This is a genomic window from Klebsiella sp. GG_Kp175 (genome assembly GCF_040062325.1).
Lineage (GTDB): Bacteria > Pseudomonadota > Gammaproteobacteria > Enterobacterales > Enterobacteriaceae > Klebsiella > Klebsiella quasipneumoniae.
The window spans coordinates 413564-437490 of record NZ_JBEAFX010000001.1 but is presented as its reverse complement, the minus strand read 5'-3'; the positions used below and the strand labels follow the sequence as shown (position 1 = coordinate 437490).

Here is a 23927-nt window from a genome sequence, read left to right as displayed (position 1 = left end):
GAAAGACATAGGACGAAAGTACGTGACTGGCGGAGGAGTTTGTCAGGCTGGATACGCCAAAGATATGGACGATTTTGCTGGCAAGATAGGTTTTGTGATGGACATTAAACTTTCAAAGTAACAAAAAATTCGTTTCGCATCGTTAATAACCCTGTTCATACAGGGCGGTAACATTAATTCTTCACTCTGGAATATGGACGATCCTCATTTTACGGTATGGACAATAATTGCTCAGACGGCCGGAGCGGTGAGTGCCGCGCCGGCCGTCGCCGTCGGTTAGCGCGCCAGCCAGCCGCCGTCCACCGCCACCGTGTAGCCATTGATATAATCGGAGGCTGGGGAAGCGAGGAAGACCACCGGCCCCATCAGGTCGGCCGGCAGGCCCCAGCGCCCGGCGGGAATGCGGTCGAGGATTTCGCTACTGCGCTGCTCGTCAGCGCGCAGCTGCTGGGTGTTATTGGTCGCCATATACCCCGGGGCGATGGCGTTGACATTGATATTGTGTTTAGCCCACTCGTTGGCCAGCAGGCGGGTGACGCCCATTACCGCGCTTTTGGACGCGGTATACGACGGCACACGGATCCCGCCCTGGAACGACAGCATCGAGGCGATGTTAATGATCTTCCCGCCGCTGCCCTGGGCGATAAAGTGCTTCGCCGCCGCCTGGGACATAAAAAATACGCTCTTGATGTTGAGGTTCATGACGTCGTCCCAGTCCTTTTCGCTGAACGCCAGCGCGTCCTCGCGGCGGATCAGGCCGGCATTGTTGACCAGAATATCAATATGGCCAAACTCCGCCACCGCCCGCTCCAGCAGGTGAGGGATACCGTCGATCTGGCGCAGGTCGGCGGTCAGGCTGAGAAAGCGGCGTCCCAGCGCCGTCACCCGCTCGATGGTTTCCACCGGCTCGACAATATTGATACCGACAATATCGCAGCCCGCTTCCGCCAGCCCGAGGGCCATCCCCTGACCTAAACCGGTATCGCATCCGCTCACGACGGCCACTTTTCCCTGCAGGGAGAATGCATCAAGAATCATAATGTGTTCCTTAGTCGTTCAGAGCCTGCAGTATGCAGGCAAGGTTCTCTCGGCCCGGCTCGTGCCGGCGGCGCGACTGAGCGTGGGGCGAACTCACGGGCAGAGCCCATCATAAAAATAAAACAAAGTTCCGTTTTACTGATGGGTGCCATCTTAGCCCCGCACTCTGTCATTTTCAATAATATTTAAAACGTTGTTTCATTTTTTTATGACGGAGATTACAAAAAAAGAAAACGCGAACGGATCCGGCAACCCGCACCGGACAGGAAGCGGTTTTAAAAGGATGATGATTCAGCCGGTTGTCCGGAGAGGCGGCCAAAGTGAAGCCAGCAGGCCGCAGAAGATGCGGGAATTACACTGAACTGCGTGGGACATCACAAATAATGAAACGTTGTTTTGATAAATTGACACCCATCTTTTAAAACACATCACTCAGCGACACGCCTCTGGTCCAGCGGCATCGCAGGAAAGAAAGGAGCACTACATGGCTAAAGGCATGCGGGTCAAACTGAATTACCACGTCAGCAGCGATCCGGATACCGGGGCGGAAGTCACCCGCTTAACCCCCCCGGAGGTCACCTGTCATCGCAACTACTTCTATCAGAAGTGCTTTTTTAACGATGGCAGCCATTTACTGTTCGCCGGCGAGTTTGACGGCCACTGGAACTACTATCTGCTGAATATCGCCAGCGCCGAAGCCGTCCAGCTGACGGAAGGCGCCGGGGATAACACCTTCGGCGGCTTCCTCTCCCCGGACGATAAGTCACTCTATTACGTGAAAAATGACCGTACCCTGCTGGAGGTGAACCTCACCACCCTCGCCGAGCGTGAAGTTTACCGCGTCAGCGAGGCGTGGGTCGGCTATGGCACCTGGGTGGCAAACAGCGATTGCAGCAAACTGGTAGGCATTGAGATTGCGAAAAGCGACTGGACGCCGCTCAACGACTGGCAGATTTTCCATGACTTCTTCCACAAAGGACCGCATTGCCGCCTGCTGCGCGTCGACCTGTGCAGCGGTGAGAGCCAGGTGATCCATGAGGAAAAAATCTGGCTGGGACACCCGATCTATCGTCCCTTCGACGACCATACCGTCGCCTTCTGCCATGAAGGGCCGCACGATCTGGTTGACGCCCGCATGTGGCTGGTCAATGAAGATGGCAGCAACGTGCGTAAAGTCAAAGCGCATGCCCCGGGGGAAAGCTGCACCCATGAATTCTGGGTCCCGGACGGTTCAGCGCTGATCTACGTCTCCTATCTGAAAGGCCAGCAGGGGCGGACGATCTATCGCTTTGATCCGGAGAGCGGCGTCAACGAGGCCCTGATGACGATGCCCGCCTGCTCGCATCTGATGAGCAATTTCGACGGTACGCTGCTGGTGGGCGATGGATCAGGCACGCCGGTGGATGTCAAAGATACCGGCGGCTACTCCATTGATAACGATCCTTATCTGTACGTCTTTAACGTGGCGGAGAAGCGCTACTTCCGCGTCGCGCGCCATGATACCTCGTGGGCGACGGTGGCCAACAGCCGCCAGGTGACGCACCCGCACCCCTCGTTTACGCCGGACGACAGCGCCATTCTGTTCAGCTCTGATAAAGACGGCAAGCCGGCCATCTATATCGCGAAATTACCTGACCATCCGCCGATGCTGAGCGCCTGAGCCCCGGCGAACGTTTTTCTGTAACTGGCCTTGCCCTCCTTCGCGGAGGGCTTTTTTTTGTTCCCCCGCTTTGGCCCATAAAAAACCCCGGCTGACGGCGCCGGGGAAAACAGACGATGAGGGCCTGATGGAAATCAGAATGAGTAAGCCACCCCGACGCGGAAACGGGTCTGGCGATCGCTGCGGTCATTCACGCCGACGTTGCCGATTTCACCATACGGCGACCAGTTGTTATCCAGCTTATAGGCCACCTTCACGTTATATTCCTGCGAGTAGGGTTTGTTGTCGTTACGATTCACCCCTTCCGAACTGCGGGCATAGACATAGTTCAGCTCGGTGCGCCAGTCGCCGAGAGCAAACCCGGCCCACGCGTCGCCGCGATTCACCTTGTCATCATCTTTGCCGGCATCATTCGGATAGCGGGTGTACTCATAGCGATAGCGAGCGGCGACATAGAAGCCATTGTCGAAACTGTATTGTACGTGCAGGTGCGGCTTGTAGATGGAGCGGCTGTCGTTGCTCTCTATGGTAAACCCGGGGGTGAGGAACAGGTTCGATGTCGCTTTCCAGCGCCAGCTGATGGTGTCTTCATGGCCGTTGCCCACCACGTCCGAATAGGGTTGCGAACCGTTGTCGCCGCCTGAACGCCATTTGGCCTCTACGGTAAAGCCTAGCCCGTTGGCGAAGCGGTGGGACACCGAGACGCGGTCAGCATTGCTTTTATCGCTCTTGCCGCCATCAATAAATTCATGACGTAAATCTATCGTGACCGCGGTTGCCGCAAAAGACATACCGCAGAGGGCGGCCAGAACCAGAGATCGTTTCAACATAGGGTACCCCTTATAATAAATAAAATGTCATTTCGTTTTTATGAAACGTTATTTTATTTTTTAAGCACCTTAGTTTTAGTGACCAGGATCGTAGTTATTTGTTTCAAAAAAGGTGGCACAACAAGACGTGACGGAGCTCAATAAATTGGCGGTGGGTGAGGGAAATACGGGAGAAAAAAGAGGGGTCGGCAAAGCGCGGCGCATAAAAAAGGCCTCCCGCAGGAGGCCATGGAAATCGACATGCAGCGCTACGCGCGTTCTACCGCCAGCGCCACGCCCTGACCGCCGCCGATGCACAGCGTCGCCAGCCCTTTACGCGCATCGCGCTTGATCATTTCATGCACCAGCGACACCAGAATCCGACAGCCGGAGGCGCCGATGGGGTGGCCAAGGGCGATCGCGCCGCCGTTAACGTTGACCCGTCGCTCATCCCACTCCAGTACCCGGCCAACGGAGATAGCCTGAGCGGCAAAGGCCTCATTGGCTTCGATCAGATCGACGTCGTCCAGCCGCCAGCCGGCCCGCTCAAGACAGCGACGAGTGGCGTGCACCGGCGCGATGCCCATCAGCGCCGGATCGACGCCGACGCTGGCGAAGGCGCGGATCCGCGCAAGGATCGGCAGCCCCAGCGCCTCGGCTTTCGCCTCACTCATCATCATCACCGCCGCCGCGCCGTCATTGATGCTGGAGGCGTTGCCGGCGGTTACCGATCCGAGACGATCGAAGGTAGGCTGCAGGCTGGCCAGCCCTTCCGCGCTGGTATCCACCCGCGGTTGTTCATCGGTATCCACGGTGCGCGCCGCGCCGTTATGCTCGGTAACGACCGGGACAATCTCATCGCGAAAGCGTCCGGAATCAATCGCCTTGCGCGCCTTCTGCTGCGAGCTGAGCGCCCAGGCGTCCTGCAGTTCGCGGCTGATGCCATATTCCCGGGCGAGGTTCTCCGCCGTGACGCCCATATGATAATCGTTGAAGGCGTCCCACAGGCCGTCATGGACCAGGCTGTCAATCAGCTGGCTGTTGCCCAGCTGGGCGCCGGTGCGGCTGTCGGTGAGGACATGCGGAGCGCGGCTCATGTTCTCCTGGCCGCCGGCGATCACCACGTCCGCCTCCCCGCACTGGATCGCCTGGGTGGCGAGGTGCAGGGCTTTCAGGCCGGAACCGCAGACGTCGTTAATGGTGATCGCCGATACGGTGTTGGGCAACCCGCCGCGAATAGCAGACTGACGGGCCGGGTTTTGCCCGGTTCCCGCGGTCAGCACCTGGCCGAGGATCACCTCATCCACGCTCTGCGGATCGATTCCCGTCTTCTCCACCAGCGCCTTCACCACCACGCTGCCCAGCTCAACGGCTGAATGGCGCGATAACGCGCCCTGAAAGCAGCCAATCGGCGTACGTAGCGCCCCGACGATCACGACATCCTTCATCCTCTACCCCTGCCCGTGCTTTTGCGCAAAGAAACAGCGATATACTAGATAATTGTTATCAAAAAACTTTGTAATTGTTTAAAAAAAGTGAAGCTAATCACAAAGAAATAGCTATTCGTTAACGCTCACGCCGCTGCAGATGCTGACGCAGCCAGCTGCCGGCCGCCCCGGGCGGCGCTTTCTTATTCCACAGCAGATCCACCGAAATCGCCCGCGGCCAGCCGGGGATATCGAGCGCCACCAGTCCGCCCTGCGGCGCAAACTCCGCCACCAGCGCACAGGGCAGAATGCACCAGCCGAAGCCCTGCACCGCCATGCTGAGCAGCAGCAGGTAGTTTGGCGCCGACCAGACCTGCCCGGCGGCAGGCTCCGTCGCGCTGGCCAGAAAGGTGCTCAAACGCAGCTCGCGCCAGCTGCGCAGCTCATCCCAGACAACCTTGCCCTGCCCCGCCAGCGGATGGTCAGGCGCCACGTAAATGCCCATCGCCGTCTGCAGCGGCAGGCGGGTGCTGCCGATATCGGTCGGGTAGCGCTCTCTCGCCTCAATCAGTCCCACCTGGGCGCGGGATTTTTGCAGGAGATCGATCACGTCCTCATCTTCGCCAATCAAGCATTCAAATTCGGTATGAGGGAAGCGGCGGTCAAACTGCACAAGCAGATCTTCCAGCACGTCCGGGTGCAGGGTGTCCGAGAGCACAAAGGTCAGCCGCGGCTCCGTCTCGCCGGACAGCGATACCGCCAGCTCATCCAGCCGCTCGCTGGCGGCGAGGATCGCTTTGACATAGCTCAGCACCTGCTCTCCCTGCGGCGTCAGCGTCGGCTGCCGCGTTGCCCGATCGAAGAGGGTCACCCCGAGGTCAGCCTCCAGGTTGGCGATAGCGGTACTGATCGTCGACTGGCTTTTGCGCAGGCGACGGGCGGCGGCGGAGAACGACCCGCTGTCAACGGCCTCGACAAAGGCGGTTAACGCTTCCGGTGAATAACGCATGATGTATCTACTTTATCGATGGTTTCTATCTTTTGTTTATCACATTTTTCCATAAACTGCCGGGTAATTTCCTGTTCAGGCTAAAACTGGAGGTAGCTCGCCATGCAACAGACCCCACATCAGCGCAAGACGCTCACCGAGCGCGTTATCCACGCCATCACCTTCGAAGGGCTGGCGACGCTGATCCTCGCCCCCACCGCCGCCTGGCTGATGCAGCGTTCGGTGGTGGAGATGGGCGGACTGAGCATTCTGCTCGCCACCCTGGCGATGGTATGGAACATCATTTATAACGCGGCTTTCGATCGCCTGTGGCCAGTCTCCCGCGTCCCTCGCCGGCTGAAAGTGCGGGCGCTGCACGCGATCGGCTTCGAGACCGGCTTTGTTATCATCGGCGTCACCATGGTAGCCATCGTGCTGGGGGTATCGCTGCTGCAGGCGTTTATGCTGGAGATCGGCTTCATGCTCTTCTTCCTGCCCTACACCATGGCGTTTAACTGGGTCTGGGACACCCTGCGCGAGCGCGTTATCCGTCACCGCCGCCCGCACCAGGCGGCGCGCGGCTAGCCTCGCGGCGGATCCTTCGCGATCCGCTGCCACTTTATCACCAAAAACTATCGCAACAGACGAACCATAAATATGGTAAATTGCACTCCTTTTTTTTGGTTTGACGGTTGATAAAGTCGCATAATGTCTAAAATTTGGTCTAAAGAAGAAACTCTATGGAGTTTTGCCTTATATGGCACTGCAGTAGGCGCTGGGACGCTATTTCTACCGATCCAGCTGGGTTCGGCTGGCGCCATTGTCCTTTTCATCACCGCGCTGGTCGCCTGGCCGCTCACCTACTGGCCTCACAAAGCGCTGAGCCAGTTTATTCTCTCGGCCAATATCGCGCCGGGAACCGGGATCACCGGCGCAGTAAATCACTACTATGGTAAGAAAATTGGCAACCTGATCACCGGGCTCTATTTCCTCGCCTTCTTTGTGGTCGTGCTGATCTACGCCGTGGCCATCACCAACTCGCTGGCCGAGCAGGTGGCACATCGCACGCCGATGACGCCTGCGCTACGCGCGCTGCTGAGCCTGGGGGTCGTGCTGGTCCTTAACCTGATCTTTCTCATGGGCCGGCAAATCACCATCAAGGTGATGGGCTTTCTGGTCTTCCCGCTTATCGCCTGCTTCCTGTTTCTCTCCCTCTATTTAATCCGCGACTGGCATCCGGAACATCTCACCAGCCAGATGCAGTTCAGCTCGCAGACGCTCCACCAGGTCTGGATCTCCATACCCGTGATGGTTTTCGCTTTTAGCCATACGCCGATCATCTCGACTTTTGCTATCGACCAGCAGGAGAAGTACGGCGACCTGGCCATGGGTAAATGCAAAAAAATCATGAAGGTGGCCTATACCATCATCTGCGCCAGCGTGCTGTTTTTCGTCTTCAGCTGCCTGCTGGCCATCCCGGCGACCTATATTGAGACCGCCCGCGATCAGGGGGTGACCATCCTCTCCGCCCTGTCGATGGTGCCGGGCGCGCCGGGCTGGCTGGCGGTGACCGGCATTATTGTCGCCGTGGTCGCCATGTCGAAATCCTTTCTCGGCACCTACTTCGGGGTCATTGAAGGCGCCAGCGAAATCGTCAAAAGCTCGCTGGGCCTGATGGGCGTGCGCAAGAGCCGCGCCTTCAACCGCGCGATGTCGATCATGCTGGTCTCTGCCTTCACCTTTGCGGTGTGCTTTATCAACCCGAATGCGATCTCGATGATCTACGCCATCAGCGGACCGCTTATCGCCATGATCCTGTTTATCATGCCCACGCTGTCAACCTGGCTTATCCCGGCGCTGAAGCCGTATCGCTCGGTGGGTAACGCCATCACTCTGGTGGTCGGCCTGCTCTGCGTCTCCGTGATGTTCTTCGGCTAATCCGTCTCCGGCGACAGCGGCTTGCCTGAGCCGCTGTCGCACATTCTGACAATATTCTCACCCTTCCCTTCCTTGTTAGCGCATTACACTTACGGCTTAGCCACCGTGAGGAGAGTTCCTATGTCCAGTGTCACCTTATCCGGTCGCGGCACGCTCGGCGATCGCCAGGTCTATCGGTTGGGTTACGGCGCCATGCAGCTGGCCGGCCCCGGCGTTTTCGGCCCGCCGAAAGATCCAGAAGAAGCGGTGCGCGTGCTGCAGGCCGCCGTCGAAGCCGGGGTAAACCATATCGATACCTCGGATTTCTATGGCCCCCATGTGACCAATCAGCTGATCCGCAAAGCGCTCCGCCCCTACCCCGACGATCTGTGCATTGTCACCAAGGTCAGCGCCCGTCGTGACGAGAAAGGCAACTGGCTGCCGGCCATGTCGCCCGCTGAACTGGCCCAGGCCGTCGAGGACAATTTGCGTCACCTGGGGCTCGACGTGCTGGAGGTGGTGAACCTGCGCAGTATGCTGAGCCCCCACGGCCCGGTAGAAGGGTCGCTGGAGGCGCCGCTCGCCACCCTGCTGGAGCTGAAGGAGCGAGGATTGATCCGCCATATTGGCCTCAGCAACGTGACGGCAAAGCAGGTGGCGGATGCACAGAAAATGACGCCTATCGTCTGCGTGCAAAACCTCTATAACATTGCCCATCGCGCCGACGACGCGCTGGTGGATGCGCTGGCCGCCCAGCACATCGCCTGGGTTCCCTTCTTCCCGTTGGGCGGTTTTACTCCCCTGCAGGCGCAGGAGCTGAACGAGGTCGCGGCCTCGCTTGAGGCGACGCCGATGCAGGTCGCCCTCGCCTGGCTACTCCAGCGCGCGCCCAATATTCTGCTGATCCCAGGCACCTCATCCCGGACGCACCTGGCGGAAAATATTGCCGCCGCCGGGCTAATTTTGCCGGCGGATGCGCTGCGCACCCTGGATAATATCGCCACCCGCAAGCATCCCTGACCCGTCAGGCCGAAAGGAGGGAACGACTTCCCTCCTCAATATTTGCCTGGAAAAACCTCATCACTGCTGGCACTATAGATCCTACAAATGGGGCGTGATCGACGATCGTTCTCTCATTATCCCCGTTAATTAAACTTAAGTTTTTTATCCTTCGACCGGTCTCCAGCTTGGAGGCCGTTGTCGTTTTTGTCATGACCAAAATTTGAAACGCTTGATTACAGGAAACACAATATCGAATTCCAAGTTTATACATATCAATCTGGCTGCAAAGATAGTCAATAACATCAAACGCTCATAAAAACATCTGATTAACCCAATCAGAATGTTGCTATTGCTATAAGAAAAATCAAACGCCTCACGACAACTATTTACAAGGGATGCACATGACAGAGGGAACGATAAAGACCAGTAAGTATGAAATTATTGCTATTTTCAGAGAGGAGTTGCGCAAACGTACTGAAATTGAAATATTTTTTAACAATACCAGTATCATAACCCAACTGACGCGCGTGGACTTTGCCGAGTTCCATATTCAGACCCATCGCAAAATCCCGCCCGGGCATAAAATTCGCTTTCTCCTGCATAGCGATTCAGGGAAAATAGAGTTTAATGCGGCCCTGACAAAACATGACAATAGCGGTGTCGATAAAGGTATCCGCTACGCCTTTTCCTTGCCTGAATGCCTGCAGGTGGTGCAGCGTCGCCGCGATCCCCGCTTTCGTTTACGCCACGAGCATGATTTTTATTGCCGCGGTCGCCATAAAAATGGCGAAAACTATCTTTTCGACATCAAGGACATTTCAGACGGCGGTTGCGCACTGATGACCAAAACGCCGAATCTGAAATTCCTCAGTCATAACGCATTGCTGAAAAACGCCGTACTGATGCTGGCGGAATATGGCGAGATCACCATCGACCTGGTGGTAAAGAATGTCATTATTATCACCCTTGATGACCCTAATGAAGAGAGCGAAAGCTACTATCAGATATCCTGCCAGTTTAAGTTCCGCCATCTCGACGACCAGCGCAGAATAGAGAAAATTCTGCTGGACCTGATCTTAGAAGCCAAGCGAAAAAAGAGAATCTGATACCCTTGGAAAGTATATTGCTGTACACCAATGATAATCTCATTGGTCACTCAATCTATCACTACCTTATTGATAGTCATGAAAACGCCACCCGTTTTGGCTATGACGAAGTCATCCATGGGAAACAGCTGCCTGAGGCCCAAACGGTTATTTTCAATTTAATCAATAAGGATATTTCTGCCATCAGAATCGTTGATCTATTGAATGCGCTCCGCCTTTCCCTGCAACGCTGCCAGCAGCCGGTGCTGATGATAAAAAGCGACATTGCCGGACTGTGCAGAGAGTTAATAACCGTCGATAATGCCATGATTATTAGTGAAAAATCGCCGCTATCTATGTTTGCTTCTATTATCCAGCGGGCGAAGGGCGCCAGCGAACAACCGCCGCGACGATTGCGCAAACAACTGTCGCCGCGGGAGTGCCAGATCCTCGAGCTGCTGATTGCCAACAATAATAATAAGCGGATTGCCGCCCTGCTCGGCATTGCCCATAAAACGGTCCACAGCCATCGAATCCATATCATGCAAAAGCTGGGCATTGATAATTCCCGCACGATGAACCAGCGTATTGCCGCCCTCCATCAATGTTAAATTACGCAGAGGTAAATCAATAGCGGATAAAGCGTACTTATTCGTTGTTGATTTACATTTCCTGCCATTCCCATTAATCATCAGGTAGCCTATAATTAACCTATCCTCTGCTTATTGTCTGACTAACCTCGTGAAGAGGGATAATGAACACTAAAATATTCGAAGACAACATTTTATCTCGTAATGATATCGCTGTACGCTACGTCTTTCAGAAAATGTTTTCCCCACAAGGTACCTTAGTCGCGGTTGAATGCTTAAGCCGCTTCGATAATCTTCCCGTTTCGCCAGAATATTTTTTCCGCCATGCCACCGCGGCAGTTCGTGAACGTATTTTTCTCGAGCAACTGGCACTGATTGAAAAGCATAAAGCCTGGTTTTTACGTAACCATATTTCCGCTACCATTAACGTTGATGACCATATCCTGACTCTGCTGCGCCAGAAGGAAATAAAAGAGAAAATCGCCGCCCTGACCTGCGTCCATTTTGAAGTGACGGAAAACGCCGAGAAACTTCTGAATAATTCCCTGGCCGCCTGGCAAAGCCCGCAGGATACCTCGCTGTGGCTCGACGACTTCGGCTCTGGCTACGCGGGGATTAACGCCATCAGCGGTTATCATTTTGACTATGTCAAAATTGATAAAGATTTTTTCTGGCATCTGATGCGCAAAGAGTCCGGCCGTCAACTGATGGATGCGCTGGTCACCTTTTTATCCCGCAATCATCACAACGTGATTATTGAAGGCGTGGAAAGCGAAGCCCATAAAAAATGGCTGCAGGGTATGGAGTGGTTTGCTATTCAGGGGCATTACTGGCAGGAAGTCAGCATTGAGCAACTGGTCGCCGATGATATTGCCATGTAAAAAAAGCCGGGAATTCCCGGCTTTTTAACGTCACTTAATTATAAACTAATTCCCACGTTGCCCAGCTGGTAATTGGCCCGCTGGTGGCGCTTTTCGGGGTCGGCGAAACGTAGCCCACATAATAGGTGAACAGGCCGCCGCTGACCGCGTTTTCCTGTAAATGCACCTGATTTTGCTGCGGATCCGCAGGGACAATTTTATTACTCTTATCCAGCGTATTATTATCATTGGTCGACAGCGCCAGATAAATATTCTGCGCGCCGTCTGGCAAGGTATTGGCCAGATAGCCCGCGTTCTCATTGCCAACCGCCGTCAGTAAAAAACCGTCGATCCAGCGAACGCTGACCCGTCGCACCTCGTCCTGCGAAGCGGCGCCGCCGTCATGACGTAGCTGGCAGTTTGACAGCGCCAGGGTAAAAGGCTGCGGCTTCATAAACGCGCCGGCCCCGCGATCGTGCACTTCCGCCAGGCTGACCGGCGCCAGCCAGACGTTGCCGCTACCGGCATGCTGGCCGCCATTGAGCGCGACGCTGCAGGAGATATCCGTCACCCGCCCGGCAAAATCGACCCGTCCGCGGTCGTAATTGGTCTCGAAACCCCACGCCGAGGGGGCGGCGAGGCTGCCGCAGAGCAGCAGCCACGCGATAGTATGTTTCGGCAATCCCTTCATTCCCCCTCCCGTATTAATCGTACGTCAGGTTAAAGATCATATGCGACTCCACCTCGCCGGTGCTGGTCGTCGGGCCATACTGATAAAAGCGCGCGTGCAGCGGTATGGTGATGTAGCGGGTCTCCTGATTATTCAAGCGGCCAACGGTATATTTCTTATTAAACTGCAGCGGGGATCCATCCTTCAGCACCTGGATGCCGACGCCTTTCGCCATCCCGCTGCCGGCCTTTTCATTCAGCAAGGCGCCCATGGTGGCGGTGGTGCTGGTAGCCAGGGTGCCGGAGAAAGAGGTGCTGATGTTGGCATATCCCGTTTCACTCAGGCCGCCGCTGCACTGCAGCTCAATATTAAAATCCTTCCCGCCCGCGGTGGTGCCAACCCCTTTCAGGTCAGTACGTCTAATGGCACCCACATCAACATTCATATTTTTCCCACTCAATACCGAACAGGAGGGCGAGACCACGGTGATCGCGTTGGCGCTCAGATAGGTTTCGAGGATCGGGTTGCCGCCGCTCTCCCAGTCGTAGGAGGTGTATTTTCCCGCCGCCAGGGTACCGCTGCCGGTGGTTGCCGCGGTTTTGATAATCTCCAGCGTAAAACGTGATCCTTCAAGGGAATAGTTGGTGGTGTTATACACTCGGGACGAATAGACGTCGGGATAGACGATATTCACCGTCGCGCCGCCGCGGCTGAAACGCATACCAATTCCCGGCACGTTGGTGGAATAAATTTTATTCCCCAGGTCCGTGGCCCCTGGCGACACGATCTTCGCCGCGAAGCGGTTGGTGCCGGAGGTACAGCGATAGCTCGCCCCGCCGGGGGCGCTCATCGTCCAGTCGCGGGTGAGGATCACCGAACCCACCGGCAGATCCGGGGGCACCACCACCCTGCCCACCACCATGTCCAGCATCACCGTTGGCGAAGAAAGGCGCGTACAGACGGCCCAGGACGAGGTGGTGCCCAGCGCCATTAAGACGATAAAAAGCGTCAGTAATTTCCTCAGCGACATACGCTATCCTTTGTTGTTTGCTGTCCCAGATCCACCGAACACTGCCCGCCGCTCCACTTCACAATCGCGCGTTTGGCGTTCGCATCGCTGATAAACATCATGCTGCCCTGACCGACGACGCCGATCTCCTTGCCGTCGGGGGAGAATATACTCGCCGCAAACGGCAGCGGCTCATGGTTCGCCTGGCGCGCCTGCAGGGTGAGGTTGTTCTGCACCGTGGTGCCAAACGCCACCTTAACCACGCTGCCTTCCCACGGCACAACCTGCGCCACGGTGCGATCGAAGGCCACGTCGTCATGGCTGCCTTTCGGGTCGATCTCGACGGCGTTAATTCGGTACGGGCGCAGATACGGCAGGATGGCGTAACCATTGCTGTCCACGCGGGTGCCCGGCGATCCCGGGAGCATAGCGCCGGCCGCGTCTTTGGCTTCAATCAGCGCCATCGTCGAGCCGCTTTCCGGTGAGAGCACCACGCCGCCGCTGTGGGCGATCATCGTCCCGCTGGCGCCAATGCCGCTCTGACGATAGCCTTCGCCCTGGCTGTAGCTGCCGTTGAGGGTGGTCCATGGCGTACGGTAGCTGCCGTTGAGCGCCACATCATGCTGACCGCCGGTGGCGGTGGTGGTCGACACGCCGTAGTTAAGGTTGTTTTCACTGTCCAGCGAACCGTTGATACCAATCTGCGAGCTGGCAAAGCGCGAGTTGTTGAACGAGGTGTTCGACGTCAGGTTGGCGGTGCGGTTGTCGCCAAACCACAGCGGGTAGCTGAAGTTGAGTGAAATGCGATCGTCGCGGCGATGGCCGGAGCTGTCCGGGGTATAGACGCGCTGGGCGCTTGCCGACCAGGAGAGACGACCAAACGAATTGTTATAGCTGACCTGATACTGCTTCTCGGTCCCGGAGCGGTTCCAGTAATCGGAAATACGACCGCTGAGATAAAACCCGCCCCAGCCGTCAGGCAGGTTCTGGTTTACCGTGAAGGTCATGCCGTTTTTTTGCCGCCACAGGGTGTAGTTGCTGCGGCTGTTTTTTTCCTGATCGACGGCGTACAGCGCGTCGTTGAGGTTGTAATAACCTTTCGTCGAGTAGCGATACGCCGCCAGCACGATGCTGGTCTGGGTATCGGTGAACATGCGGTTAAAGGTGGCGCGATAGCTCTGCCCCGAGTCATCATGGCTATCGCTTTTCAGCCGAGAATGGGTGACGTCAAAAGAGAGGGCGCCGATCCCGGTGTTCATCCCGGTGCCCACCAGGAAGGCCTGATAGTCGTCAAAGCCGGTGACCCCGGTGTAGCCGGTCAGCAGGTTATTGATCCCGTGCTGCCAGGTCGCCTGATAGAGCATCGGCTTATTGCGCAGCCCGCTGTCGTCCACTTTACCGGCGGAGAGCGCGTAGCGGGTCATGCCCGGACGCAGCAGCTGAGCAACGGAGGCGTAAGGCACGCTGAACACTTCCACCGAGCCATCCGCCTCTTTTACCGAAACCTCAAGATCGCTGCCATAGCCGGATGGATAGACATCCTGCAGCGTAAACGGCCCCGGCGGAACGGTGGTCTGATAGATAATGTTGCTGCCCTGGCGCACGGTGACGAGGGCGTTGCTCTGCGCCACGCCGCGAATTTCCGGGGCATAGGAGCGCATGCCGTCCGGGAACATATTGTCATCGGTGGAAAGATTAACCCCACGCAGACCGATGGTGTCGAAAAATTCACCATTGGTAAAGATCTGCCCACCGCTGACGATGGAGTTGATCTGCGGGATCGGCCGCTGGAGATAGGTCTGGTTGCTGTTCCAGTGCGCTTTACCCTGCTGCTGCTGCCAGTTCAGGTTACCGATATGCTTCAGCAGCCAGCCGTCCCACGACAGGCCGGCATTGACGCCAAGGTAGGCGCTGCTGTTATCCGACCCGCCGACCGAAGAGGTGTGGCTGTTCCAGGCGTTGGCCATCCAGCCAAGATTAAGCGCGGTAATGCCTTTGTCCCAGAACTCCGGGCTGACATAGTTTTTCAGGCGTTGATCTTCATAGATCTGCGGCACCGAAATGTTCAACCGCAGGGAGGACTGGACCAGGTTGTCTTTGACGTTGTCTTCGTTGCGCCAGGATTTGAGGCTACCGCAGTAGCCTTCCTGTTCGCTCAGCTGCGGATTGAGCTTTTCCGCCGCGATGCCGTACTGCGTCAGCATCGCTTTGGTGTAGCAGACCCCAAGGTTACCGTCTTTGTCGCGCGCGATGCGCAGATCGTAGCGCCCTTTCCATTCGTCGTTGGTGTAGACGTCAAGGGAGTAAGTGCCTTCGGTAATCGCGCTGGTCGAGAAGCGTGACAGGTCGACCTTTTCGCGACTGCCGACAATAAAGCCGTCGTTAAATTGATATACCGTTCCCGGGTTTTCCTGTCCGCTGGAAAATGGCGGAAAGCAGCACAGCGCGATGGCGATCGCGGTGCTTAATCTTCCCGGGCAGAATGACCTCTGCTTCATTAGCTTTTCCCTTATTTAACGGCCACTTTCACTGCGACATCGGCGCCATAGTCATTAATGTTGTTAACGGTCAGGGTTTCGCCGCGGTTGACGGCTGAGGAAAGCGCCACCGTCTGGCTGGACTGCGGCGCCAGCATCACGGCTTTGCTGTTCAGGGCTTTACCGCCGTCGCGGGAAATACGGCTGACGGTAATGTAGAACGGCGTCGGGTTGTTGATGGCGAGACTACTGCCGCTGGCGGTCAGGGTCAGCTTCTCGGCCGCCGCATCGCGGTTGCCCAGTCCGGCAGGACGATAAATAAATTTAAAGCGCGAACGGATCGCCAGCTGCAGCACGTTCTGGCCTTCATTTTTCTGATTGGCCACCACCGGCGGTATTTCCAACAGATTCAGCCACCACAGCGTCTCTTTATCTTTCGCCAGACCGGCGCTGCTGCCGAGCTTAATACGCAGCGTCTGGCCGCTCTTGGCGTCAACGCGCGAAATCGGCGGGGTGATAATAAACGGGGTGGTAATGGTATCCGGTGTGGCATCGGCATCGCCGTTATCCAGCCAGGCCTGCGCCAGCGCCGGACGGTCGGCGTTATTTGAAAGCTGTACCGTTATTTCTTTTTCATTTCCTGGATAAATAAAGCGGGTACCGTTAACAATAATATTGTTGGCGTGGGCCGCAAAACTAAAAATGAAACAGAAAAAAAGGGCAATACGCTTCATGCTGACCTCAGAATAAAAATACAAGCGGCGGTCATCGCCGCTTTATTATTGTTATTAACTGCCCCATCGCGGGGCAGTTTTATTTTCTGACGGAATTACTGGTAAGTAATTTCGTAAGTCGCGTAGCTGTTAACCACACCAGTGGTCACAGTGGTCGGCGCGCTGGTGGCGTAGCCTACGTAGTAGGTGAAACGCGCGCCATCAGCGACAGCGGAAGCGTCGCCTTTCGCTTTCGGCTGAGTGCTGTCACCCGGGATGATTTTGTTGGTCAGCGCGGTAGCGTTGTCAGTAGACAGTACCAGCTGGATGTTCTGAGCACCGGAAGCTTCGGTGTTCGCCAGGTAGCCCTGTTGTTTGCTGGTAGCGCCAGCCAGCAGGTTACCGCCGGTCCAGTTTACGCCCAGTTTGCTTACGTCATCCTGTTTGGTGCCGTCAGCAGCCTGGCAGTTAGAGACGTCAATGGTGAAAGATTTCGGTTTCAGGTAAGTATCCGCTGCTGCCGCTTTAACTTCAGTCAGAGTTACCGGAGACAGGTAAACGTTCGCATCGCTGCCCTGGCCGTTAACAGAAACAGTACAGGATACATCGGTAACTTTACCGAAGAAATTAACCTGGCCGCCGCCAACATTGGTATCAGCTGCATGGGCAGCAGTCATGCCAAAAAACGCGGTTGCCATTGCTGCAGAGAGAAGAACCTTTTTCATTGCCATTTCCTTGTCAGAGTGAATTACGAATCAATGAGCACACTGTGAATTCGCATAGAACCAGAAACATCAGGCGATGCTGATTTATGCCACTGCTAATAGAATCTTCGACTGACCGGGAGCCGCAATATTTAAGGCGTCAGGTAACGAACTTAAAAATATAAGTTCGCTGGTGCTATCGGCGTCAAAGAATGCTATTTATTCGCCGACAAATATACATTTGTTCACGTTTCATTAAGTTATATAACAGATAATCGATAACTATTAATAAATGCTTATTGATAGATCAAAACGGGGTGATGGATGTTTACAGCGCGGAAAGCCTAACGCCAGGGCATGAGAGAAATGGCCGTCTCAGCATGCCGAAATGGCCTCCAGAGGGCTATTGCGAATCGTCCGAATCCGCCCCAACGGCGGCTAAAAACCGCCCAACTAATTCATACAATGAATGGTAACCGCGTAAATGAGGCGCCTACTACATTCTGATCGCAGGCAGTCCGCGTGATACTCCCATCAAAAAATAATCACTAATCCATTGTTTTTAAATTAAAAAATAGAGAAACATTCATATCTCCGTCATCAAACCGCCATAAAAATGTGATCTAAATCGCACTTTTTGCCACGCGCGTTATAGTTAGCAGACTTATTATAAGCCCATCGAAAGCAAACACGCTTTCCACCATAAAAGTTAAAAGGACAAACACCATGAAAAACGTAAAATTACTCGCCGCTGCCGGTATGCTCTCCCTGGTCTCTTTCGCTAGCTTCGCTCATCCGGTGAGCGTAACAGCAGACACCCTGGACAGCGCAGAAGCGAAAATCGCGACCATTGCGAAAGAACAAGGCGCTTCCTACCACATCACTGAAGCGTACACCGGCAACCAGGTCCATATGACCGCCGAGCTCTCTAAATAAGCGAATGGTTGCAGAGGGAGCTGCCGGACAGGCCGCCTGCGGGCGGCTGGTCTGGCTCCCGCCGCCCACCCCGCACACAGCAATGTCGAGCCCCGTTATGGGGCTTTTTTCGTTTTTGCCCCCGCCGCCTGACGCGCCAGCGCGCGCTGAATAGACAACACGCTCGCCAGCACCACGATCAGCCCGACCAGCGCCATCCCCTGGATCTTTTGGCCAAGGAAAATCCACCCCAACACCACGGCGGTCACCGGGCTCAGCAGGCTCATTGCCGATACCGCCACCGGCGAGAGGCGGCCAATCCCCCGGAACCACAGGCCATAGGCCAGCATCGCGCCCGCCACGCACAGCCACAGATAGCCGGCCACCTGCAGCGCTGTCACCTGATGTAAAGGGGGATCAACGATCAGCGCCACGGGCGCCAGCACCACCCCGCCGATCGCCAGCTGCCAGCCGGTTAACGCGACGATCGGCAGGGAGAGCGCCCAGCGGCGGGAGAGCCAGGTGCCCAGCGCCATACTGATCGCCCCGAGAAACGCCGCGCCGATGCCCAGCGGGTCGAGGACGGTGCGCGGCGACAGCAGCAGCATGGCCATACCGAGTATGCCGGCGAGGGCTGAGAATACCGCCAGCCAGGGCGAGCGCTGCCGGTCTACGCACCAGGCGAGAAGCATCACCAGCAGCGGCTGGATCGCGCCAATCACTGCCGCCAGACCGCCGGGTAAGCGATAGGCGGCGATAAACAGCAGCGCCTGAAATGCGCCGATATTTAAGATGCCGGTAACGATAAGCTTTAGCCATTCGCCGCGCTGTGGAAAGCGGCGGCTCCAGATCAGCAGGGCGATGCCTGCCGGCAAAACCCTCAGCAGGGCGGCGATAAACGGCCGGTCGGGGGGAAGAAACTGGGAGGTGACGATGTAGGTCGTCCCCCAGATAGCGGGCGCCAGCGCCGTGAGCAGCAGGTCGAGCATCAGACTACGCGAGAGAAAAGCCATGATTTTATCTTCACTTCAAGTTAAATTGGTGCCGCAAGTATGTACACGCAATTATCTTGATATCAAGACAAGTGAGCACTTATGGACAAATCACCGCCGATCGACGCCGTTGATCGGATCCTTGCCCAGTGGCAGCGGGAGCGGCCAGACCTCGACTGCAGCCCAATGGGGCCAATTGGCCGTCTGAAACGATGCGCCATGCTGCTGGAGCCGCAGGTGGAAGTGGCTTTTACACGCCATGAGCTGGTGCGCTGGGAGTTTGACATGCTGGCGACGCTGCGCCGCGCCGGGGCGCCGTTCATTCTTTCGCCTACCCAGCTCTTCTCCACGCTGATGATCACCTCCGGCACCATGACTCATCGCCTGAAGGCGCTGGAGAAACGCGGATTTATTACCCGCCTGCCCAATCCGGAAGACGCCCGCAGTATGCTGGTCGCCCTGACGCCCGCCGGACGTGAACGCATCGATGAAACGGTGGAGACCCATGTCGATAATGAACGGCAGCTGCTGGCGGGGCTCAGCGATGGCGAGCGCCAGCAGCTGGATCAGGCGCTGCGGGTATTGATGCGCCTGCTGGAGAGCCGTTAACAGCCGGCGGCGATAAAGTCGCCGTTAGCGCTGATCGGCACCACGGTGAAAAACAATCCCGCGGCAAAGAGGATCAGCGCCAGCCCGCCGAGGATCTTCACCAGCGGCACCAGCCAGGGCCGCGGACGGCTGGTCGCCGTCAGCCGGGTGACAGTACGGTGACGGGCATAGTGCACCGCCAGCGACAGACCAAGGATCGACAGTGCGGTGCCCAGCGCCATGGTCATCACTGCGGCGATGCCCCAGCTGACGATCCCCAGCGCGTTGGCGAACAGCAGGATCATAATCGCTCCGCTGCAGGGCCGGGCGCCGATGGCCAGCACCACGCCCAGGCGTGTCTTCCAGTCGGCGCCCTGCAGGTCGTGTCCCACGCCGTGGTGCCCGCAGCCGCACGAGGCATCATGCTGATGCGCCGGCCTCAGGGCGCGTATTCTCCTTTTACCCGGCAGCAGGCTCTGCAGCGCACGACAGATAACGTAAACCCCAAAGGCGGCGATGGTCAGGGCGCTGATCTTCTCGACGTACCAGCGGCTGGCGCTGAGATCGCCAGCGGACAGATTCAGCCCCACCGCGAGAATAAAGACAAACAGGATGGCGCTGACGCCCTGCAGCAGGCTGCCGAGAAAAGGCACCACCCGCGCCGCGGTCAGGCTCTCCTGATTGGTGCTCAGGTAAGTGGTGACGATAAACTTGCCGTGGCCCGGTCCGATAGCGTGGAGCACGCCGTAGAGAAAAGCGCCCACCAGCAACCAGACGCCGCCGCTGTACTGATGGTTGTTCAGCAGCAGAAGGTACATCACCAGATAGCGATGCAAGGTAATTTGCGTGGCGAGGCACCACTGGAGGAAGTCGCTCCAGTGGCTGTGCAAGGTGATGCCGGCGGCCAGCAGAAGAAGGCCGCCGCTCCCGGCGGCCAGCAGGCGCCAGTCGCGTTGCGAAGTCGGTATCATCATCGGTAAGCCATGGTGAAAAGAGATCAACCGCCAGACGACAATCTCATGCCCGGCGAACAATAGTGCCTGGATAATTTGTCGGATTTTTCTCGTCAATGCTTAAGGTCACAAGGCTCCGCATTATCAGCATCAGCGGGCTCCTACACCTACCCTCTGCCCTACCTTTGCACAAAGCATTTTCATATTTTCAGCATACCACAGACGTTTGTTTTTGCTGTTGACGCCCTGCATAACATATTAGAGCAATCGTTACACACCTAAAAAAGATAAAAATAAATCAGTTATCGCTATCCTGGCACTTTTTGTACTTTATCATCCTGCGCATCAGGCACGAATATTTATTAACTGCTATTAATTTAATATATTCATTAACAGGACCACCCCCATGAAAAGATGCTTACTCGCCCTGGCGTGCGTCGCGCTGCTGACGCCCTCGCTTTCGGCGCAGGCGACCTGGCGCAGCGACCAGCGCCAGGACGCTCGCGATATCCGCCAGGATAGCCGCGAGCAGGGCCGTGAAACCAAGCAAGAGTGCGTCAGAAATAATAATCAAAGCAACGCCAGCTGCCGTCACGATAAGCGGGAAAACCGCCGCGAAGGTCGTCAGGAAGCCCGCGACGAAAAATGGTAAGTCAGCCTGCTCCGGTGGATATCAGATCGCGGACTTCTGCCACCGGAGCCTTTAACACCGCCTGCGACACCGGACCGTCGCGTCTGTCCCCTACCTGCTCTTTATTCTTAGCTCGCAGCAGAATATTACCCACACCAGTCTGCAGCCTATGCCTCTCTTATACCCACCGCCTGATATCACCGCTTCCGCCGATTACCGCCCGCGCTCCCACAGCACCATTAAGATTAAGCTCAACCCGTTAAATAAGACGTAAAGTGCCCTCACAGAGACAATGGCTATTATCCCCAGGCTTTTTGCAGTATGGTTTAATCTCTGTTGTAGTTTTGCAGTGAATGCTATCCAGACGGTTCAAGGTTGTATTCTGTCTGAGAAATTACTCATGCCATTCCCGTCGCTGAGATACGGGAGGCCGGCTGGCTGACGCCGTGCCGCCCCAACTGCCGGGAAATAAATCATGACGGCATTGATGGCCGCCTTGCCGTGGCCGGAAGCCAGTGCCTCCATCATCAAGCGGGCATCATCAAGAGGATCAGGGATGTACAGGACGTGGAAACCTCCAGGAAAGATTCGCCAGTTCAACCAGCTAACCCTTTCTTTACCCTTCAGCATACGGCGTCTTATCGCTGGGGATGGCGATAGCCCATGATACCGCATGCTCCCGTAGCAAATAAAAACGTTATCAGCACGCTGTTTAAAAATAAAAAGGCAGTCGCATTTAACAATGACCTGACGCAGGCCTGGAAAGCGTAATATTTGCCTGCCATAAAAGGGAACACTATGACGAATAACGCCGAGATTAAAAAAAGGAACTTCCTGACTCAGAATGAAATCGAGTCACTACTTAAAGCCGCCGATAGCGGTCCCTATGCCGCACGTAATTATTGCCTGACGCTGCTGTGCTTCATCCATGGTCTGCGCGCCAGCGAGATCTGTCGCCTGAGAATATCCGATATCGACCTTGCTTCCCGCTGCGTTTATATCCATCGGCTAAAAAAGGGGTTTTCGACCACCCACCCTTTGCTGAATAAAGAGATCCACGCCCTAAAGCGCTGGCTGGCCATTCGCAACACCTGGCCGCAGGCCGCCAGCGAGTGGCTGTTTCTCTCCCGCAAAGGCAATCCCCTTTCCCGCCAGCAGTTTTATCAAATTATCGCCTCCTCTGGCGACCAGGCGGGATTGCCGCTGGAGATCCACCCGCACATGCTGCGCCACTCCTGTGGCTTTGCGCTGGCCAATATGGGTATCGATACCCGTCTGATCCAGGACTATCTCGGACACCGCAATATTCGCCATACCGTCTGGTATACCGCCAGCAACGCGGGACGCTTCTATGGTATCTGGGACAATACGCGCGACAAACAGCGCCTGTCGCTGCTTCAGTAAGCCTGACGCCACGGATGGCGTTGTACCGCGTTGCGGGGAAATTAAATAGCAATAAATTAACCCTCAGTTAATTATGATTACTGTTCCCGCAAGTTCTTATTTAATCCTGCGGTCTCATCGTTAAATTGACCCTGTATTAATTCCGGTTTTGCCGTGATTCTTTATTGTTGGCTAAAAATCCATCCCGCTATTTTTTAAAATCTACCGAGTGAAAAATCCCTTTTATTTTATGCACATGCTATAAAACCCGAGCAGATCTATTGTGACCTTGCTTAAAATCTCTAAAATTAAGAATTATCGCCAGGCGATATTTTGACTGGCTGTAAATATAATATGCTATCTATACGTGGTTAATCGCCTTCACCTTGTACCGTTCTTACATTACGGATCTTTTCCGTCATGGCGTATGGTTTCGCCATGACGACCCCTCACCTCTTTTTCAGGAGTAATTATTGTGAACCGACGTCGTTTTCTTACCGCCAAAGAAGTTCAGGCTATGATGCAGGCCGCGCGTCAGGGCGCCACCGGCGAGCGGGACTACTGCCTCATCCTTCTCGCCTTTCGCCACGGGATGCGCATCAGCGAACTGCTGGATCTGCACTATCACGATCTGGATCTACGGGAAGGCCGGGTCAATGTGCGGCGGTTGAAGAACGGTTTTTCAACTATTCACCCGCTGCGCTTTGATGAACGTGAGGCCATTGAGCGCTGGAGTCAGGTCCGCGCCGGCTGGAAAGCGGCGGCCAAAACCGACGCGCTTTTTATCTCCCGTCGCGGGACCCCGCTCTCACGCCAGCAGGCGTATCGTATTATTCGCTCCGCCGGGGAAAAGGCGGGTACCGTGACGCAGACCCACCCCCATATGCTGCGTCACGCCTGCGGCTACGAACTGGCGGAAAGAGGTACAGATACCCGTTTGATCCAGGATTACCTCGGTCATCGTAATATTCGACACACGGTACGCTACACCGCCAGCAATGCGGCGCGTTTCGCTGGAATATGGGAAAGAAATAATCTTATTGGAGAAAGCATTGCAGAATCGGGAGTTGATACAACTGATTGAATTTAATTAAAAAAATAAACCGTGAACAGGTCAATTGGGGCCAAACTGTTTATATCATAAAAATGTTTTGACATATTTTGCAACTCACCACGCCATATTTCTGCAGAAAAATTATTAACTACATGTTTTTAATATATTTTTAAAGCGTCAATTACGCACTTTTCCCCACCCTGCCCTCCCGTTGCATTGGCGCGCCTTCGCCAGCGGTATCTCTCTTCCTTTCGCACTCTCGCCAACATCACCAGATTAAATAACCAATAAAACCACATTAAACAGATTTTAATACCAAAAAACAGGCAAGATTAAACAACGAACAGATCGTTTATCTCAACGAGTCAAAATGGCCCCAATTGTCTCATCGGTTGGGCGAAAACTGTGCAGAGCCGGCAGCCAGACCACTCGGCTGAAATCTGAAATGCCTGGAAGGCACAA

The 23927-nt window shown here is 55.6% G+C and carries 24 protein-coding genes; 12 read left to right on the top strand and 12 right to left on the bottom strand.

Features of this window, described 5'->3' with window-relative positions; translation table 11 throughout:
- Positions 1-276 precede the first annotated feature (276 nt).
- On the bottom strand, positions 277-1038 hold the full coding sequence (gene kduD / locus ABLU73_RS02255) for a 2-dehydro-3-deoxy-D-gluconate 5-dehydrogenase KduD (protein WP_004205401.1): 762 nt from the start codon (positions 1036-1038) through the stop codon (positions 277-279).
- Positions 1039-1522: 484 nt separating this feature from the next.
- Here kduD and ABLU73_RS02250 point away from each other — a divergent pair, with 484 nt between their 5' ends.
- A complete protein-coding gene (locus ABLU73_RS02250) occupies positions 1523-2698 on the top strand; it encodes an oligogalacturonate lyase family protein (RefSeq protein WP_135715957.1) in 1176 nt (391 codons plus the stop codon).
- Between the two features lie 134 nt (positions 2699-2832).
- Here ABLU73_RS02250 and ompK26 read toward each other — a convergent pair whose 3' ends face one another.
- From ompK26 to ABLU73_RS02235, 3 genes are all read right to left on the bottom strand, one after another.
- Complete coding sequence (gene ompK26 / locus ABLU73_RS02245; RefSeq protein ID WP_004205398.1) at positions 2833-3528, bottom strand: KdgM family porin OmpK26; 696 nt, start codon at positions 3526-3528, stop codon at positions 2833-2835.
- Positions 3529-3776: 248 nt separating this feature from the next.
- Entirely contained in the window at positions 3777-4955 is a 1179-nt protein-coding gene (locus ABLU73_RS02240) for an acetyl-CoA C-acetyltransferase (RefSeq protein WP_165707946.1), read from the bottom strand.
- Positions 4956-5073: 118 nt separating this feature from the next.
- A complete protein-coding gene (locus tag ABLU73_RS02235; RefSeq protein ID WP_004205395.1) occupies positions 5074-5943 on the bottom strand; it encodes a LysR family transcriptional regulator in 870 nt (289 codons plus the stop codon).
- Positions 5944-6045: 102 nt separating this feature from the next.
- Here ABLU73_RS02235 and ABLU73_RS02230 point away from each other — a divergent pair, with 102 nt between their 5' ends.
- From ABLU73_RS02230 to mkrJ, 6 genes are all read left to right on the top strand, one after another.
- Positions 6046-6507, top strand: coding sequence for a multidrug/biocide efflux PACE transporter (locus ABLU73_RS02230; protein WP_348850049.1), 462 nt, complete (start codon positions 6046-6048; stop codon positions 6505-6507).
- A 123-nt stretch (positions 6508-6630) separates the two neighbouring features.
- Complete coding sequence (locus tag ABLU73_RS02225; protein ID WP_264923759.1) at positions 6631-7860, top strand: amino acid permease; 1230 nt, start codon at positions 6631-6633, stop codon at positions 7858-7860.
- A 120-nt stretch (positions 7861-7980) separates the two neighbouring features.
- Positions 7981-8859 (top strand): aldo/keto reductase family oxidoreductase, encoded by an 879-nt coding sequence (locus ABLU73_RS02220; RefSeq protein ID WP_264923761.1) that lies wholly within the window; start codon positions 7981-7983, stop codon positions 8857-8859.
- 383 nt (positions 8860-9242) lie between these two features.
- Positions 9243-9947 carry a transcriptional activator MrkH gene (gene mrkH, locus ABLU73_RS02215; protein ID WP_004205390.1) on the top strand — a complete coding sequence of 235 codons (705 nt, stop codon included), beginning with the start codon at positions 9243-9245 and terminating at the stop codon, positions 9945-9947.
- Positions 9948-9964: 17 nt separating this feature from the next.
- The gene (locus ABLU73_RS02210) at positions 9965-10537 is read left to right on the top strand and encodes a LuxR C-terminal-related transcriptional regulator (protein ID WP_004205389.1); all 573 of its coding nucleotides are present in this window, start codon (positions 9965-9967) and stop codon (positions 10535-10537) included.
- 143 nt (positions 10538-10680) lie between these two features.
- Positions 10681-11397 carry a phosphodiesterase MrkJ gene (mkrJ, locus tag ABLU73_RS02205; RefSeq protein WP_264923765.1) on the top strand — a complete coding sequence of 239 codons (717 nt, stop codon included), beginning with the start codon at positions 10681-10683 and terminating at the stop codon, positions 11395-11397.
- A gap of 34 nt (positions 11398-11431) precedes the next feature.
- On the opposite strand, the gene mrkF is transcribed toward mkrJ, so the two are convergent.
- The 5 genes from mrkF to mrkA all read right to left on the bottom strand — a co-directional run bounded on the left by mrkF (position 11432) and on the right by mrkA (position 16970).
- On the bottom strand, positions 11432-12067 hold the full coding sequence (mrkF, locus tag ABLU73_RS02200) for a type 3 fimbria minor subunit MrkF (RefSeq protein WP_023319092.1): 636 nt from the start codon (positions 12065-12067) through the stop codon (positions 11432-11434).
- A 13-nt stretch (positions 12068-12080) separates the two neighbouring features.
- Positions 12081-13076 (bottom strand): type 3 fimbria adhesin subunit MrkD, encoded by a 996-nt coding sequence (gene mrkD / locus ABLU73_RS02195; protein WP_004205385.1) that lies wholly within the window; start codon positions 13074-13076, stop codon positions 12081-12083.
- Positions 13067-15553: a type 3 fimbria usher protein MrkC gene (gene mrkC, locus ABLU73_RS02190; RefSeq protein ID WP_004205384.1), complete on the bottom strand. Its 2487-nt coding sequence runs from the start codon at positions 15551-15553 to the stop codon at positions 13067-13069. Before mrkC ends, mrkD begins: the two co-directional genes overlap by 10 nt.
- Positions 15554-15564: 11 nt before the next feature.
- Complete coding sequence (mrkB, locus tag ABLU73_RS02185) at positions 15565-16266, bottom strand: type 3 fimbria chaperone MrkB (protein ID WP_223107181.1); 702 nt, start codon at positions 16264-16266, stop codon at positions 15565-15567.
- Between the two features lie 95 nt (positions 16267-16361).
- The gene (mrkA, locus tag ABLU73_RS02180) at positions 16362-16970 is read right to left on the bottom strand and encodes a type 3 fimbria major subunit MrkA (RefSeq protein ID WP_000756959.1); all 609 of its coding nucleotides are present in this window, start codon (positions 16968-16970) and stop codon (positions 16362-16364) included.
- Between the two features lie 705 nt (positions 16971-17675).
- Here mrkA and ABLU73_RS02175 point away from each other — a divergent pair.
- Entirely contained in the window at positions 17676-17885 is a 210-nt protein-coding gene (locus ABLU73_RS02175) for a DUF1471 domain-containing protein (RefSeq protein WP_002916131.1), read from the top strand.
- Positions 17886-17980: 95 nt separating this feature from the next.
- Here the strand turns inward: ABLU73_RS02175 and ABLU73_RS02170 are convergent, their stop codons facing one another.
- A complete protein-coding gene (locus ABLU73_RS02170; protein WP_004205382.1) occupies positions 17981-18877 on the bottom strand; it encodes an EamA family transporter in 897 nt (298 codons plus the stop codon).
- 81 nt (positions 18878-18958) lie between these two features.
- On the opposite strand from ABLU73_RS02170, the gene ABLU73_RS02165 reads away from it, so the two are divergent.
- Positions 18959-19465 carry a MarR family transcriptional regulator gene (locus ABLU73_RS02165; protein ID WP_108450863.1) on the top strand — a complete coding sequence of 169 codons (507 nt, stop codon included), beginning with the start codon at positions 18959-18961 and terminating at the stop codon, positions 19463-19465.
- Here the strand turns inward: ABLU73_RS02165 and ABLU73_RS02160 are convergent.
- Complete coding sequence (locus tag ABLU73_RS02160; RefSeq protein ID WP_194417972.1) at positions 19462-20418, bottom strand: nickel/cobalt transporter; 957 nt, start codon at positions 20416-20418, stop codon at positions 19462-19464. The genes ABLU73_RS02165 and ABLU73_RS02160 overlap by 4 nt on opposite strands.
- Positions 20419-20803: 385 nt before the next feature.
- On the opposite strand from ABLU73_RS02160, the gene ABLU73_RS02155 reads away from it, so the two are divergent.
- Complete coding sequence (locus ABLU73_RS02155) at positions 20804-21049, top strand: hypothetical protein (protein WP_043520897.1); 246 nt, start codon at positions 20804-20806, stop codon at positions 21047-21049.
- A gap of 348 nt (positions 21050-21397) precedes the next feature.
- On the opposite strand, the gene ABLU73_RS02150 is transcribed toward ABLU73_RS02155, so the two are convergent.
- Positions 21398-21658: a hypothetical protein gene (locus ABLU73_RS02150; RefSeq protein ID WP_017899261.1), complete on the bottom strand. Its 261-nt coding sequence runs from the start codon at positions 21656-21658 to the stop codon at positions 21398-21400.
- A gap of 168 nt (positions 21659-21826) precedes the next feature.
- Here ABLU73_RS02150 and fimB point away from each other — a divergent pair, with 168 nt between their 5' ends.
- Together fimB and fimE are read left to right on the top strand one after the other, a co-directional pair.
- A complete protein-coding gene (fimB, locus tag ABLU73_RS02145; protein WP_004205366.1) occupies positions 21827-22432 on the top strand; it encodes a type 1 fimbria switch DNA invertase FimB in 606 nt (201 codons plus the stop codon).
- A 454-nt stretch (positions 22433-22886) separates the two neighbouring features.
- Complete coding sequence (fimE, locus tag ABLU73_RS02140) at positions 22887-23495, top strand: type 1 fimbria switch DNA invertase FimE (RefSeq protein WP_004205365.1); 609 nt, start codon at positions 22887-22889, stop codon at positions 23493-23495.
- The last annotated feature ends 432 nt before the right edge of the window (positions 23496-23927 follow it).